This is a genomic window from Pseudomonas sp. GW456-L12 (assembly GCF_059424045.1).
In genome coordinates, this window is sequence record NZ_JBWKZA010000021.1 from 21,952 (window position 1) to 36,008 (window position 14,057).

General features: G+C 65.7%; 13 protein-coding genes and 1 tRNA gene. 10 read left to right on the forward strand and 4 right to left on the reverse strand.

Annotated elements, in window-relative coordinates:
• Window positions 1–149: 149 nt before the first annotated feature.
• From pgaA to AC07Y9_RS22680, 9 genes are all read left to right on the forward strand, one after another.
• Window positions 150–2,627, forward strand: a complete 2,478-nt coding sequence (pgaA, locus tag AC07Y9_RS22640) for a poly-beta-1,6 N-acetyl-D-glucosamine export porin PgaA (RefSeq protein ID WP_102680807.1) — start codon at window positions 150–152, stop codon at window positions 2,625–2,627.
• A gap of 12 nt (window positions 2,628–2,639) precedes the next feature.
• The gene (pgaB, locus tag AC07Y9_RS22645) at window positions 2,640–4,637 is read left to right on the forward strand and encodes a poly-beta-1,6-N-acetyl-D-glucosamine N-deacetylase PgaB (RefSeq protein ID WP_102680808.1); all 1,998 of its coding nucleotides are present in this window, start codon (window positions 2,640–2,642) and stop codon (window positions 4,635–4,637) included.
• Window positions 4,638–4,640: 3 nt separating this feature from the next.
• Window positions 4,641–5,990, forward strand: a complete 1,350-nt coding sequence (gene pgaC, locus AC07Y9_RS22650; RefSeq protein WP_102680809.1) for a poly-beta-1,6-N-acetyl-D-glucosamine synthase — start codon at window positions 4,641–4,643, stop codon at window positions 5,988–5,990.
• Window positions 5,990–6,466 (forward strand): poly-beta-1,6-N-acetyl-D-glucosamine biosynthesis protein PgaD, encoded by a 477-nt coding sequence (pgaD, locus tag AC07Y9_RS22655; RefSeq protein ID WP_053259202.1) that lies wholly within the window; start codon window positions 5,990–5,992, stop codon window positions 6,464–6,466. The genes pgaC and pgaD overlap by 1 nt, the downstream gene beginning before the upstream one ends.
• A gap of 247 nt (window positions 6,467–6,713) precedes the next feature.
• Window positions 6,714–7,274 (forward strand): YbhB/YbcL family Raf kinase inhibitor-like protein, encoded by a 561-nt coding sequence (locus tag AC07Y9_RS22660; protein ID WP_007930309.1) that lies wholly within the window; start codon window positions 6,714–6,716, stop codon window positions 7,272–7,274.
• Window positions 7,275–7,363: 89 nt separating this feature from the next.
• Complete coding sequence (locus tag AC07Y9_RS22665; RefSeq protein ID WP_102680810.1) at window positions 7,364–9,115, forward strand: vWA domain-containing protein; 1,752 nt, start codon at window positions 7,364–7,366, stop codon at window positions 9,113–9,115.
• A 37-nt stretch (window positions 9,116–9,152) separates the two neighbouring features.
• A complete protein-coding gene (locus tag AC07Y9_RS22670) occupies window positions 9,153–9,734 on the forward strand; it encodes an RNA polymerase sigma factor (protein WP_102680811.1) in 582 nt (193 codons plus the stop codon).
• A complete protein-coding gene (locus AC07Y9_RS22675) occupies window positions 9,731–10,480 on the forward strand; it encodes a hypothetical protein (protein ID WP_102680812.1) in 750 nt (249 codons plus the stop codon). The genes AC07Y9_RS22670 and AC07Y9_RS22675 overlap by 4 nt, the downstream gene beginning before the upstream one ends.
• An 82-nt stretch (window positions 10,481–10,562) precedes the next feature.
• Entirely contained in the window at window positions 10,563–10,754 is a 192-nt protein-coding gene (locus AC07Y9_RS22680) for a hypothetical protein (protein WP_102680813.1), read from the forward strand.
• Between the two features lie 12 nt (window positions 10,755–10,766).
• On the opposite strand, the gene AC07Y9_RS22685 is transcribed toward AC07Y9_RS22680, so the two are convergent.
• The 4 genes from AC07Y9_RS22685 to AC07Y9_RS22700 all read right to left on the reverse strand — a co-directional run bounded on the left by AC07Y9_RS22685 (window position 10,767) and on the right by AC07Y9_RS22700 (window position 13,064).
• Window positions 10,767–11,318 carry a hypothetical protein gene (locus tag AC07Y9_RS22685; protein ID WP_102680814.1) on the reverse strand — a complete coding sequence of 184 codons (552 nt, stop codon included), beginning with the start codon at window positions 11,316–11,318 and terminating at the stop codon, window positions 10,767–10,769.
• A gap of 238 nt (window positions 11,319–11,556) precedes the next feature.
• Window positions 11,557–12,021, reverse strand: a complete 465-nt coding sequence (locus AC07Y9_RS22690) for a hypothetical protein (protein ID WP_102680815.1) — start codon at window positions 12,019–12,021, stop codon at window positions 11,557–11,559.
• Window positions 12,005–12,868, reverse strand: coding sequence for a hypothetical protein (locus AC07Y9_RS22695; RefSeq protein WP_102680816.1), 864 nt, complete (start codon window positions 12,866–12,868; stop codon window positions 12,005–12,007). The genes AC07Y9_RS22690 and AC07Y9_RS22695 overlap by 17 nt, the downstream gene beginning before the upstream one ends.
• A 119-nt stretch (window positions 12,869–12,987) precedes the next feature.
• Window positions 12,988–13,064: transfer RNA gene (locus tag AC07Y9_RS22700), tRNA-Arg, on the reverse strand.
• A gap of 254 nt (window positions 13,065–13,318) precedes the next feature.
• Between AC07Y9_RS22700 and AC07Y9_RS22705 the strand changes: the two genes are divergently transcribed.
• Complete coding sequence (locus tag AC07Y9_RS22705) at window positions 13,319–14,011, forward strand: Crp/Fnr family transcriptional regulator (protein WP_158245994.1); 693 nt, start codon at window positions 13,319–13,321, stop codon at window positions 14,009–14,011.
• Window positions 14,012–14,057 lie beyond the last annotated feature (46 nt).

Here is a 14,057-nt window from a genome sequence, read left to right on the forward strand (position 1 = left end):
AATCTGAAGAAATATTGCATTTGCGCATCCGCATCAGCCTTGCATGGAAGACTCCGCCCAATCTGGCCGAGTCATCTGATTCGGCTTCCTGGCACGTATCAGGCGGGGGGACACAAGACCCCGGCTAGCCATGTAAGGATGCTGAAGAAATGCCGTTCATTGTTCATCCTGTTCGCCTTTATGGTTTGCGACCGCTGCTGCGCCTGACGTTATGCAGCCAATTGCTGTGGCCGACCCTGGCCCTCGCCGACCCGGCGTACGACCGCCTGATTCTCGACGCCCGCGCTGGCAGCTATGCGCCAGCCCTGAGCCATTTGCGCCAGGTGCCGGCCGAACGGCTGAGCACCGGGCTGGTCAGCGATCACCTGCAGATCGCCAGCTGGGCCGGCCTCGACGCCGAAGTCGTGAATGTCTATGAAACCCAGGCCCATGGCCGGGTGCTGCCGATCCAGGCGCTGACGGCCACCGCCCGGGCCTACCGCAATCTGCAGCGCTGGGACTCGGCGATCCAGGTGTACCGCCTGGCCCTCGAACGCGACCCGCGTAACCCCGACCTGCAACTGGGTCTGGCCCTGACCCAGGCCGACGCCGGCAAGCCGGAGGAGGCCGTGCGCCGTGCCCGCGAGCTGGTGGCGGCCAAGCCCGACGACGCCACCCGCCGCCTGGCCCTGGGCTACGCCCTGACTCGCGCCGGTTCGCCGTATGACGCGCTGTTCGAGTTCGACCAGGCGTTCGTCCGCGCCGGCACCCGGCCGGAAGTCGCCCGCGAATACGTGTTCGCCCTGCAACGGGCCCGCCTGCCGGAGCCGGCCCTGCGCCTGGCCCGCCAGCGCCCGGGGCTGATCGATCCCGTCATAGAACGTCGTCTGCAAGGCGACCTGGCCGCCGAGCGCGTGCGCCTGGCCGAACTGGCGACCCGCAGCGAGAAAGAGCGCTATGTCATCGCCGACCGTGCCCTGGCCGATTACAATCAACTGCTCGCCACCTGGACCCCGGACCCGGCGGCCAGGGACGACGTGACCCGCTGGCGTATCGACCGCATGGGCGCGCTCAAGGCCCGGGCGCGTACCGCCCAGGTGATTGACCAGTACCACACGCTGACCGCCGAAGACGTGGCCATCCCCACCTACGCCCGGCGTTGGGTGGCGGCCGCCTATCTGGACCAGCGCCAGCCAGAGATCGCCAGCGACCTCTATCGCCAGGTGCTGGCGGCGCCGGATGCCGATGTCAGCGACCGCGTCGAAGACAGCACTGCGCTGTATTACGCCTTGCTGGAAAGCGACCGCCCGCAGGAAGCGCAACAGGTCGCCGACGACCTGGCCAGGAACCAGAAGCCGCGGGTCGAGCTCAAGGGCTTGCCGGTGGGCAACCCCAACGATGAATGGATGGACGCCCAGCAGCTCGCCGCGCAGTCCGGCACCTACAGCGCCGACCTGCCGGGCAGCGAGCAGCGCCTGGCCAGCCTGGTGGACCAGGCGCCGGGCAATATCGGCCTGCGCGTGGCCCAGGCCAACCTGTACCAGGCCCGGGACTGGCCGCGGCGCGCCGAGGGCCTGCTCAAGGAAACCGAGAGCATGGCGCCGCGCGATGTCGGCCTCGAGGTTGCCCAGGGCCACACCGCCCAGGACCTGCAGGAATGGCGTCAGCTCGATGCCCTGACCGACGACGTGGTGCAGCGTTATCCCGACAACCGTCAGGTGCAGCGCCTGGCCCGCCAGCGCCAAGTGCACGACATGGCCGAGCTGCGGGTCGAGACCTATGGCGGCAAGAGCTACGGCGGTGGCAACAGCGGCGCCGGCGCGGTTTCCGGGAGCAAGGATTTCGGCATCGAGACGGTGCTCTACAGCCCGCCGATCAATGAAGACTGGCGCCTGTTCGGCGGCCTCGGCTATGCCACCGGCGACTTCCAGGAAGGCACCGGGCACCACCGCTGGCAGCGGATCGGCGTGGAGCGCCGGACCCGCGACATGACCCTGGAGGCGGAAGTCTCCAACCACTCCTACGGCTTCGACGACAAGCAGGGCGCGCGGCTGTCCCTGGCCCGCGACATCGACGATCACTGGCAGTACGGCGCCAGCCTGGAATACCTGTCGGCCAACACGCCGCTGCGGGCGCTCAACAGCAACATCTACGCCAATGGCGGCAGCGGCTTCGTGCGCTGGCGGGCCAACGAGAGCCGGGAATGGCGGCTGGCCCTGAGCCCCTCGCATTTCAGCGATGGCAACAACCGTTTCGAAGCTGTGCTCACCGGTCGCGAGGGCGTCTATGCCACGCCCCACGTACAGGTCGACCTGGGCCTGGAAGTCGGCGCCAGCCGCAACAGCAAGGAAGACACGCCCTACTTCAACCCCAAGTCGGACTTCACGGTCCTGCCGACGGTGAACGTCAACCACGTGCTCTATCACCGCTACGAAACCTCCTGGAGCCAGCAGTTCCAGGTGGGCGCCGGTACCTACAGCCAGCGCGATTACTCCACCGGGGCGATCGGCCTGCTCAGCTATGGCCAGCGCGTGACCTGGAACGACGTGTTCGAAGCCGGTGCCGCCCTGAGCGTGCTCAACCGGCCTTACGACGGCGACCGGGAAACCGACCTGCGCCTGCTCCTCGACCTTACCTACCGCTTCTAGAAGAGTCCGAAGATGCCTCCGATGACCCGTTGCATCCTCCTGCTGGGAGCCCTGATTCTCAGCGCCTGCGCCCAGCCCGCCGCGGATTTCCTGGCGCCGGCGCAACGCCCGGTGCCCGCCAGCGAAACCCCGTGGCCGAAAAACCACGTGCTGGGCATTGCCTACCACGACGTCGAAGACCGCGACCCCGACCAGGCGGTGGTGGCCGTGCGCACCGAACGCCTGATCGAACAGCTGGCCTGGCTGCGCGAGAACGGCTACCAGCCGGTCACCGTGGACCAGATCATGGCGGCGCGCAAAGGCGGCCCCGAGCTGCCGGCCAAGGCCGTGCTGCTGAGCTTCGACGACGGTTATGCGAGCTTCTACACCCGCGTGCTGCCGGTGCTGCGCAGCTACAACTGGCATGCCCTGCTGGCGCCGGTGGGGGCGTGGGTCGATACCCCGCTGAACCAGCCGGTGGATTTTGCCGGCACCCCGCGCAAGCGCTCGGACTTCCTGACCTGGGAGCAGGTCCGCGAGATCTCCCGTTCCGGCCTGGTGGAAATCGCCGCCCACACCGATGCCAACCACAAGGGCGTGCTGGCCAACCCCCAGGGCAACCTGCAACCGGCCGCCGCCACCCGGCGCTATGACGCCAGCACCGGGCGCTATGAAAGCGAAGCCGAATTCGAGGCGCGCCTGCGCAGCGACGTGGCGGCGATCTCGAAAAAAATCCGCGCCGCCACCGGCTACAGCCCACGGGTCTGGGTCTGGCCTTATGGCGCTGCCGACGGCACCGCGCTGCGGGTGGTGGGCGAGGAGGGCTACGACATGGCCCTGACCCTAGACGACGGCCTCGATGCCCTCGACAACCTGATGAGCAGCCCGCGCTTCCTGGTGTCCTCGGACCCGGACGCCATCCACTTCTCCAACAGCATCGTCGGCGTCGAGGCCAGCAACCCGATGCGCGTGGCCCATGTCGACCTGGACAACGTCTACGACCCGGACCCGCAGCAGCAGGAAATCAACCTCGGCAAGCTGGTCCAGCGCATGGCCGACCTGGGTGTCAACACCGTGTTCCTGCAAGCCTTCGCCGACCCCAAGGGCGATGGCCTGGTGCACTCGCTGTACTTCGCCAACCGCCACCTGCCGGTGCGCGCCGATATCTTCGACCGGGTCGCCTGGCAACTGCGCACCCGGGCCAACGTCAAGGTGTTCGCCTGGATGCCGGTGCTGAGTTTCGCCCTCGACCCGAGCCTGCCACGCGTGACCCGCTGGGACCCGGAAACCGGCCAGGTTGCGCCCGACCCCGACCAGTACCGGCGCCTGTCGCCGTTCGACCCGCGGGTGCGGCGCATCATCGGTGAGATCTACGAAGACGTGGCGCGCCTGACCTCGGTGGACGGCATCCTCTACCACGACGACGCGGTGTTCTCCGACTTCGAAGACGCCAGCCCCGCAGCCCTGCGCGCCTATGTCGCCAACGGCCTGCCCGGTTCGATCGCCGCCTTGCGCGCCGATCCGGCGACCCTGCAGCGCTGGACCCGCTTCAAGAGCCGCTACCTGATCGACTTCACCCATGAGCTGACCGCCAAGGTCAAGGCGATCCGCGGGCCGCAGGTGCTGACCGCGCGCAACCTGTTCGCCGAGCCGATGCTCAACCCGCAGAGCGAAGCCTGGTTCGCCCAGAACCTCGACGACTTCCTCGCCAATTACGACTGGACCGCGCCGATGGCCATGCCGTTGATGGAGGGCCAGCCGCGCAAGGCTTCCGGCGCCTGGCTGGAGCAACTGGTGGCCACGGTCAAGGCACGCCCCGGCGCGCTCAACCGTACCGTCTTCGAACTGCAGGCCCGGGACTGGGCGCAAAAACCGGCGAGCGATATCGACGCCGCGCAGATGGCCGACTGGATGGGCCGGCTCAAGCGCCAGGGCGCGACCAGCTTCGGCTACTACCCGGATAACTTTCTCGAGAACTCGCCGGACTTGAAGACCATCCGTCCCGCGCTCTCCACCAAGTGGAATCCCTAAATCATGTTGGATCGACTGCTAGCCCTGCTCGTCCTGGCGATTGTCCTCGGTGTGCCGCTGGGCCTGATCTTCCTGGTGACCGGCCAGTTCCTGATGGACTTCGTGTTCTTCTACCCGCTGTTCATGTCCGGCCTGTGGATCGCCGGCGGCCTGTACTTCTGGCTGCACTGGGAACGCCACTGGCCCTGGAAGGACGACACCCTGCCGCCGGCGCTGGCGGGCGAGCCGCTGATCAGCATCCTGATCCCTTGCTACAACGAGGGCGACAACGCGGCCGACACCATCCACGCGGCGCTGGCCCAGCACTACCCGAACATCGAAGTCATCGCGATCAACGACGGCTCCAAGGACAACACCGCGCAAGTGCTGGACGCCCTGGCGCTGGAGGATCCGCGGCTGCGGGTGGTGCACCTGGCACAAAACCAGGGCAAGGCCGTGGCCCTGCGCATGGGCGCCGTGGCGGCGCGCAGCGAATACCTGGTGTGTATCGACGGTGACGCGCTGCTGGCGCCGAACACCGCGGCCTACCTGGTGGCGCCGCTGCTGGAGAATGCGCGCCTGGGCGCGGTGACCGGCAACCCGCGGATTCGCACCCGCTCGACCCTGGTGGGCCGGGTCCAGGTAGGCGAGTTCTCCTCGATCATCGGCCTGATCAAGCGTACCCAGCGGGTGTTCGGGCGGATCTTCACGGTCTCCGGGGTGATTGTCGCCTTCCGCCGCTCGGCCCTGCACCGGGTCGGCTACTGGAGCCCGGACATGATCACCGAAGACATCGACATCAGCTGGAAGCTGCAGCTCGATCACTGGAGCATCTTCTACGAGCCACGGGCGCTGTGCTGGATCCTCATGCCGGAAACCCTGCGCGGCCTGTGGAAGCAGCGCCTGCGCTGGGCCCAGGGGGGCGCCGAGGTGCTGTTCAAGAACATCCGCGGGATCTGGCAATGGCGCCACCGCTACCTGTGGCCGCTGTTGTTCGAATACTGCCTGTCCACCGGCTGGGCCTTCACCTTCCTGCTGTCGGTGATCTTCTGGGGCGTCGGCCATTTCATCGTCATGCCCGAGGCCATCGCCGTCGACCGCCTGATGCCGCCGGCCTTCACCGGGCTGGTGCTGGCGATGGTCTGCCTGCTGCAGTTCGCGGTCAGCATCCTGATCGATCGCCGGTATGAAAAGGGTTTGGGCAAGACCATGTTCTGGGTGGTCTGGTACCCCCTGGTGTTCTGGCTCGTCAGCCTGTTCACCACGCTTGTCAGTTTCCCCAAGGTGCTGTTCAGCCAACACCAGAAGCGTGCGCGCTGGGTCAGCCCCGACCGTGGCATCAAGCCGATAGATGATGAAGAGGAGGCTCGCTGATGAAAATCATCAGAACCCGTCAACGCCCATTGCTGGTGATCGTCGATGCGGCGTTCACCGTGCTGGCCTGGATCGGCCTGCTGTACCTGCTGGTACGCGGCCTGTGGCCGCTGATCGACACCCACGACGGCCCGCGTATCGAGGTCGGTGTGCTGGAAGCGCTGGGCACTTTGCAGACCTACCTGTGGGTGGCCCTGCTCAACGCCGCCGTGCTGATCCTCTGGGCGCGCTACCAGCAGCGCAAGAGCAAGGGTTTTGCCCGGCGCCGCCTGCCGTCGCCGGCGCTGGACGACCAGCGCCTGAGCGAAAGCTTCAAGCTCAGTGCCGCCAACTTTGCGCGCATGCGCCAGCCCGGGACCATGACGGTGCACAACGACGAGGAGGGCGGCATCAGCCTTGTCACCACCGGTTTCTTGCGCCTGAGCCCCGAGCGCCAGCCACATCCGCCGTTGCTGGCGGATTCCGTGGAACGCTGATTCGGCTGCTGGTTGAAGGTGGCAGGGTCAGGGCGGCCGGGTAAAAATCCCGGCGGTCGTCGAAAAAAGCCCCGGAGCTGAAAAAAAACCGGGGTTTTTTCGTTTACAAGCGACGGCGGCTCAAGCTCAATCAGCCTTCAAGCTTCAAGCTTCAAGCTTCAAGCTTCAAGCTTCAAGCTTCAAGCGCAACGCTGCGCAGCTATAGTCTCCAGGCCCCGATGAACCCATTCGCAGAAGGTGCTCGCGTATGTCCCGTTTTGCCTCTCTCAATACCTGGCTGGCCGCCGGCGCCGTCCTGCTGTGCCTGCAGTTGCCGGCCCAGGCCCAGGAGCGTTTCACCCTGAACGTGCCCGGTGTCTCGGACAATCGCCTGTTCACCCCGGCCAGCGCCAGCGATGCCAAGGGCTGCGGCGGGCATAACCTGTCGCCGGCCCTGGCCTGGACCGCCGGCCCGGAAGGCACCCGCAGCTACGCCATCGTGATGCACGACCCGGACGGCGCCAAAGGCCAGGGTATCGACCACTGGGTGCATTACGGGATCAAGCCCACGACCCGGCAGATTGCCGCGGGCGCGGGGGCCAAGGGCACCCTGGAAGGGCTGGGAGGCACCAACAGCAAAGGCACCACCGGCTACGTCGGTCCTTGCCCGCCGGTGGGCGACAGCGCGCACCACTACATCATCCAGATCTACGCCCTGGAGCTGGCGCCCGACGCCTTGCCGGCCGGCCTGACCCGCGCCCAGCTGCTGGAAAAGATCAACGGCCACGTGCTGCGTAACAGCAGCGTGGTGCGGCGCTACCTGCGCTAAGGAAAAATTTTTTCCGGGGCTTAACCCGAATCGCCAAGGGGCTTCGTCTGAAGGGGGGAATGGATCAATTTCCCCCGAGGTCAGCCCCCATGTTCCTTCCTCCGTACTACCTTCGCCCCGCCGTTCAGGGGTGCGCCGCAGGGTTGCTGTTGGCCATGGCCGGTTGCGGCCCGTCCTCGCCTGAGACCCGGGGCGCTGCCTTGCCCGCCCCGGAGGCGGTAGAGCCGCAGGCCGCCGTGCCCTCGTCGAGCGAGGCCCCGCGCGCCGATGTGATCCTGGCCGGATACAACAACGCCAAGGCGCTCGCCCCGGCACCCAGGCACGCCTCGATGATGACGCGCGAATCTCTGCCCGCCGGTTATCGCGCCGAGCCGCGGGAGCAGTACCAGAACCTGCCGGACAACCCGATCCACAGCGTGGCGCAGGCTCCGGTCTCGACCTTCAGCGTCGATGTCGATACCGGTGCCTACGCCAACGTCCGGCGTCTGCTCAACCAGGGCAGCCTGCCGCCGGAAGGCGCGGTGCGCCTGGAAGAACTGGTCAATTACTTCCCCTACGATTACGCCCTGCCCGGCGACGGCTCGCCGTTTGGCGTGACCACCGAGATCGCGCCGTCGCCCTGGAACCCCCACACCCGTCTGCTGCGCATCGGCATCAAGGCTTCGGATCGCGCCGTCGCCGAGCTGGCGCCGGCCAACCTGGTGTTCCTGGTGGACGTGTCCGGTTCCATGGATCGCCGCGAGGGCCTGCCACTGGTGCAAAGCACCCTCAAGCTGCTGGTGGACCAGTTGCGCGAACAGGACCGGGTGTCGCTGGTGGTGTATGCCGGTGAATCGCGGGTGGTGCTGGAGCCCACTTCCGGGCGCGACAAGGCGAAGATCCGCAACGCCATCGAGCAACTGACGGCGGGCGGCTCCACCGCCGGTGCCTCGGGCATCCAACTGGCATATCAGATGGCCCGGCAAGGCTTCATCAAGAACGGCATCAACCGCATCCTGCTGGCCACCGATGGCGACTTCAACGTCGGCATCAGCGACTTCGACCGTCTCAAGCAGATGGCCGTCGAGCAGCGTAAAAGCGGTGTGTCGCTGACCACCCTCGGTTTTGGCGTGGACAACTACAACGAGCACCTGATGGAGCAACTGGCCGACGCCGGCGATGGCAACTACGCCTACATCGACAACCTGCGCGAGGCGCGCAAAGTCCTGGTGGACCAGCTCGGCTCGACCCTGGCGGTGGTGGCCAAGGACGTGAAGCTGCAGGTGGAATTCAACCCGGCCCAGGTCAGCGAATACCGCCTGCTGGGTTATGAGAACCGCGCGCTGAAACGCGAGGACTTCAACAACGACAAGGTCGATGCCGGCGAGATCGGCGCCGGGCATACGGTCACCGCGCTGTATGAAATCGTGCCCAAGGGCGAGCAGGGCTGGCTGGAGCCGCTGCGTTACGGCCAGGCCCAGGCGTTGTCGGAATCGAACATCAAGGACGACGAGCTGGCCATGCTGCGGGTGCGCTACCAGGCGCCGCAAGGCGGCAGCAGCCGGCTGATCGAGCGGCCGATCCTGGCGTCGCAACAGCACGGCAAACTCGTCCAGGCCAGCGATGATCTAAGATTTGCCGCAGCCGTGGCGGCGTTCGCCCAGCAGCTCAAGGACGCTCGTTACACCGGCGACTTCGGCCTCAAGGACACCGTTGCCCTGGCCCGCGGCGCCAAGGGCGAAGACCGTTTCGGCCTGCGCGGCGAGTTCGTGCAACTGGTGGAACTGGCGCAGAGCCTGCAGACTGCCGCTCCGGCGAATCAGCCGGGCCGTTCCGGGGAGGCGTTGAGCCGCCGTGAGTAACGTCATGACGAGCCACCAGAAGGAGTTCAGCACGACTATGCCTGCGGCGAATCGACCAGAGCCCGCCAGCAGCGACGAAACGCTGCTGGCGCGTTATCGCGCGGGCGACAGCGCTGCCTTCGAGGTCCTCTACCAGCGGCATCGCCAGGGGTTGTACCGGTTCCTGCTGAGCCTGTGCGACAAGGCCGAGCTGACCGACGAGGTCTACCAGGACACCTGGCTCAGCCTGATCCGCACCACCAGTGCGCCACAGGGCCGGGCCAGCTTTCGTACCTGGCTGTACCAGATCGCCCGCAATCGCCTGATCGACCACTGGCGCAAGCACGGCATGCGCAACCCGCTGCACGACAGCTACGACGAGCAACTGCACGATCTGGCCGATGACGCTAGCGGCCCGGAACAACACCTGAGCCTGAGCCGTGAACGGCAACGCATCGACGCCGCCTTGCAGGATCTGCCCGCCGACCAGCGCGAGGTGTTCCTGCTGCGCGCCCACGGCGAACTGGAGTTGCCGCAGATCGCCAGCCTTACCGATACGCCGCTGGAAACGGTGAAAAGCCGTTTCCGTTATGCGCTGAAAAAACTGCGTCGGCTCCTGGCCGAGGAGGTACTGACATGACTGACGCCCGACAGCTTCCCCCTACTGAAGAAGAGCGCATGCTCGAGCATATTCGCCAGCACAGCCATGGCGAGCCGCCGGCCAGCCTCGACGCCCTGATCATGGCCACGGCCCGCCGCGAAGCCCCGGCGCCCCGGCCGTCCCTGTGGCAACGCTGGTTCGATCTGTGCCGCCAGCCGCGCTGGCAAGTGGCGTTCGCCGGTCTGTTCGGCGTGACCCTGCTGCTGGGCGTGTTGCAGCGCTCTCCAGAACCGGCACCGAGCCAGGCATTCGCTCCCGCGCCGGCACCCGTGGCAAAGGCCGCTGCCCCGCAGCTTGCACGGCGCCAGGCCGAGTCCGCGCCCGTTGGCGCTGCTCCTGTGGAATCCGCCCGTGCGGAATCAACCATGGAGGAATCGAACCGCTTCGAACTGGCCGCGACGCCGGAGGCGGCCGCCGGCGCCTTGTCGGCACCCGCTCCCGCGGCACCCGGGGCGGGCCTGCCGTTGGTCCATGACACGCAAGCCTTCACCGCCAAGCCTTATGAGTCCCTGGGGCACCTGGCGTCATTCCCGGGTAAGGAGCAGGGCAAGGAGCCGGTTGAACGCCATGCGTCGGAGTCGATCCTCGACGACGCCCTGCGCGAGGTATTGCGGCTGCGCAAGACCGGCCAGGACAAGGTCGCCGACCAGTACATCATCGCCCTGAAGCAGCGCTTCCCCGACGAGGAAATTGCCGAGCGCCTGGAGGCCTTGCAGCAACCCTGAGGGCAAAACGCGCGCAAGTAATGGCCTGGCACCACGAAAACGCGCACTATCGAGGCAGTTTCCTGAAAGTGAGAGGCTGGCCATGGCGCCACGCATCGACCGTATCGCTGCACTGCTGAATTGCCCGACCAAGGGCGCGGATATCCGCCAGGCCATCAAGGAGAGTCGCAAGGACTTTCTGCTCGAGGCCGATGAAGAAGATGAAGACCCGCAGCAGGCCCAGCCTGCCGCGGATCACGATGAAGCGGCGCCGCAGCGGCAGACGCCAGGCTGAAACCCGGCGCGGTTACTTGCGGGCGGGCGCGCGTTTCACGTTCTGGCCCTTGGCCTCGATGGCCAGGGCAATCGCCTTGTAGCAGTCGTAGAACAGTTCCTGGTTCTTGAACATGTTCTCCACCAGTTCCATCTTGCCGTCGCTGTGCTGGACGCGGATGAAACGCTGGTTGAAGACCTCCACCAGCTCGACGTCCGAGATATTGATCAGGCGAATCTCGCGGATCTTCGAACTGAAATTACTGACCGGGGCCACCAGCTTCTTATCTGTCAGCACTACATAACGATTGCCGGCACCGCGCAGGAAGATCAGCGCACCGGCAACGGCGACGGTCATGGCCACGCCCACGACGCCAAGCAGTTGCATGACCAGATGCCCATTGAGCCCCAGGGCCTCTATCAGCCGGATCACGCTGTTGTTCTCGCTGGGTGTGCCGAATACCGCGAACAGCGAAAGCCCGCCGAAGACCAGGCCCGCCAGGGTCATTTTCTTGTAGTTGGGCCCGTAGTAATAACGCGCCTGGTGCGACGGCGCGGTGTTGCCGGAAAGGTTCGGGATATTCATCGTTTGGGGTCTTCCATGAGTCTGGCGAGAAACACTGTGTATGCGCTCGGCAGTGGGCCGGGCGCGTGAATGGCATCAGGGGAGGCATCATCGCAAAAAAGATTGGAGACACCTAAAGGGCTTTCGGGGCGGGGCTGATTGTGGGGGGAGAGCTCAAGGTAGAAAAAACGCAGGTTGGGTGGGCGGCAGTGGAATATCTGAGGGCGGTAGCCCTGCCACCGGCCGGTGGCAGGCGCGTTCAGGCGTAGGGCGAAGCGGGCAGGTCGATGAACTCGGTGGCGGCACCGTCCTCGGCCATGCGCCGGGCCCGCTCCGGCAGCAGCCGGGCGTGGTTTTCCAGTTGCCAGCGATACCAGCTCAGGCGCTGGACTATCCGTCGTCGGCAAGGTGCTGGCAGCTGCGCCAGCAGATCGGTGCTGGCGGGCGCCCAGCGAGCCCGGGTCGAGTAATAGCCGAACAGGTTTTCCCGCAGGCCGAAGCAGTCCTCGAAGCTTTCCTCGATGCTGTACACATACAGCTCGAAGCTGGCGCTCAACTGCTGCTCGCCGTCGGCGTTATCGCGCAGGTAGGCGAATATCCCCGGCCAGTTGATGCAGAACAGGTGCTCGTCCCAATCGCCGTCCCGGGTCAGGTACTCGCCCTGGCCACGAAAGAACTGCGGTATCTCCTGGCGCGCCAGGGCCCGTTCAAAGTTGCTGTTCATGCCGCTCTTCCTCCCGTGAGCCCTGGACGTTGGCGATGCCGACGGACTGCGCCACGCATTCGATGACGCAGTCGAAGCCGATGTCCAGGCGCAGGTAATAACCAGGCTGCAAGCGCGTGAGCTGGGTGCGTATACGCCCGTCGAAACGCGTGCCGCTGACGTGCAATTCGCTGATGCCCTGGATCTTCAGGTCCAGGCGGCAGTGGGTCAGCGCCTGGCTGGCCGGCCAGGTGGACGGCAGGGACTGGCGATGCAATGCGCCCGCCAACGGCAGGCTCAGTTGCTCGCCCTGGAATTGTGGTCCCGGGGTGTGCAGGTCGTAGGGCGTGGCCGCTACGTCGAATAGGACTTTCCAGGCTTGGGGATTATCGACGCTGAACAGCCAGTCGCGGGAGCCGCGATCCCGCGCCGGAATCGCCCGGCATTCGGCCAGGGACGGCAACCGGGCGCGGGTCAGATCGTCGTGCCACAGCTGCCGGGCCGCCAGGAGCAGGCGCTGGAAGAAGTCCCGGCTGTCGTCGATCTGTGCCGGCCAGCCGGCGGGCCATTGATCGTATTCGTAGTCGTCTTCAATGGGCTCCCAAACCTTCTGGAAGTCGAAATCCGGGTCGTCCAGGGCCGCTTGCAGGACCTCCACCAACCGCTGCCGGTGACGGAAATTCTCCCGGGCGTTGAAGCGCGCCAGGCAGTAATGGCGGATCAGGTGCTCGCGATCATCAGGGTCGTTGGGGTCGTAGCGGCTCAGCTCGGCATCCAGGGCCGGGGGCATGTCATAGCCGATGAAACCGCCGATCCAGGAACGCAGGTCCGGCTGGTAGGGCTGGTTGAGCAAAGGATGGCGCAGCATCGGGACCTCCTGTCCGCGAGGCGTGGGTCGGCACACGCCTCGGTGATTCTTCGATCGACTCAACGGATGGAAACGCAAAAGCCCCAGGCCATGCGACCTGGGGCTTTTGCGTTTCTAGCTGGCGCACTCGGCGGGATTCGAACCCACGACCCCTGCCTTCGGAGGGCAGTACTCTATCCAGCTGAGCTACGAGTGCAGTGCGGGCGACATCATACCCATGTCGGCTTGGGGCGTCCATGCGGTTTTTTTTCGCGTGATGATTGGTCGTCGCCTCGTTGTTTATCTTGTCCTTCGCGATACCCGCAAGCCCCCTCGCCCCATTCACAAGTCCTCCCCTCGGACGTCCCTTTGTTTGCTTTGCTCTATGGCTTCAAGCGCTCTAACCGCTGCGTGCTCGCGCAGCGATTTCCTACCAGTCAAGGCGAACGCATGCATTCAAAAGGCGCGGTAATGCTCGATTTTTCGTTGCGTCAGACTCTGCTGGCACGCTCTGACCTGTTCAGGGGGCTGCCGGACACATTGATCCGTTATGTGGCCACCCATGCCGTGGAGCGCTCGTTGAGTGACCGGGAGGTGCTCTACCTCAAGAGCGAGGCGCTGGACTTCATCGCGCTGGTCGCCGAAGGGCAGGTGTATTCGGTGATTCATGGCCCGGACGGGCGCGAGCAGATTGTCGGCAGCGCCGGCGTCGGCCAGGTGGTGGGCGAGTCGGCGCTGATCGAGGGCCACGCCCGGGAAACCTCGGCCTTCGCCTGTGGCCCGACCCGGGTGCTGCTGTTGGGGCGGCGGCATTTCCGGGCGCTGTACGACGAACCGCTGTTCTGGCAGCGGGTCCTGATGCTGCTGATGACCCGCCTGATGAAGATCCTGGAGTTGCTCGAACTGGTTTGCCTGCATCGCCTGGAGTCGCGTTTGGCGCGGTTCCTGCTGGCCAATATCGATGACTTCGAGCTGGCCCCGGCGACCTGTGCGGCGGTGCCGCGCAACCAGGGCATCCTGGCTTCGATGCTCAACACCAGTCGGCCGAAGCTCAATGTGCAGTTGCAGCTGTGGCGGCGTTCGGGGGTGATCAGTTGCCAGAGCGGCCGCCTGGTGATCAACGATGTCGAGCATTTACGGCGCAAGGCCTGCTCGCTGAATTAATTGTCCAACTGTTCCCCAGGTAACAGCGAACGCCTGCTGCGCGATC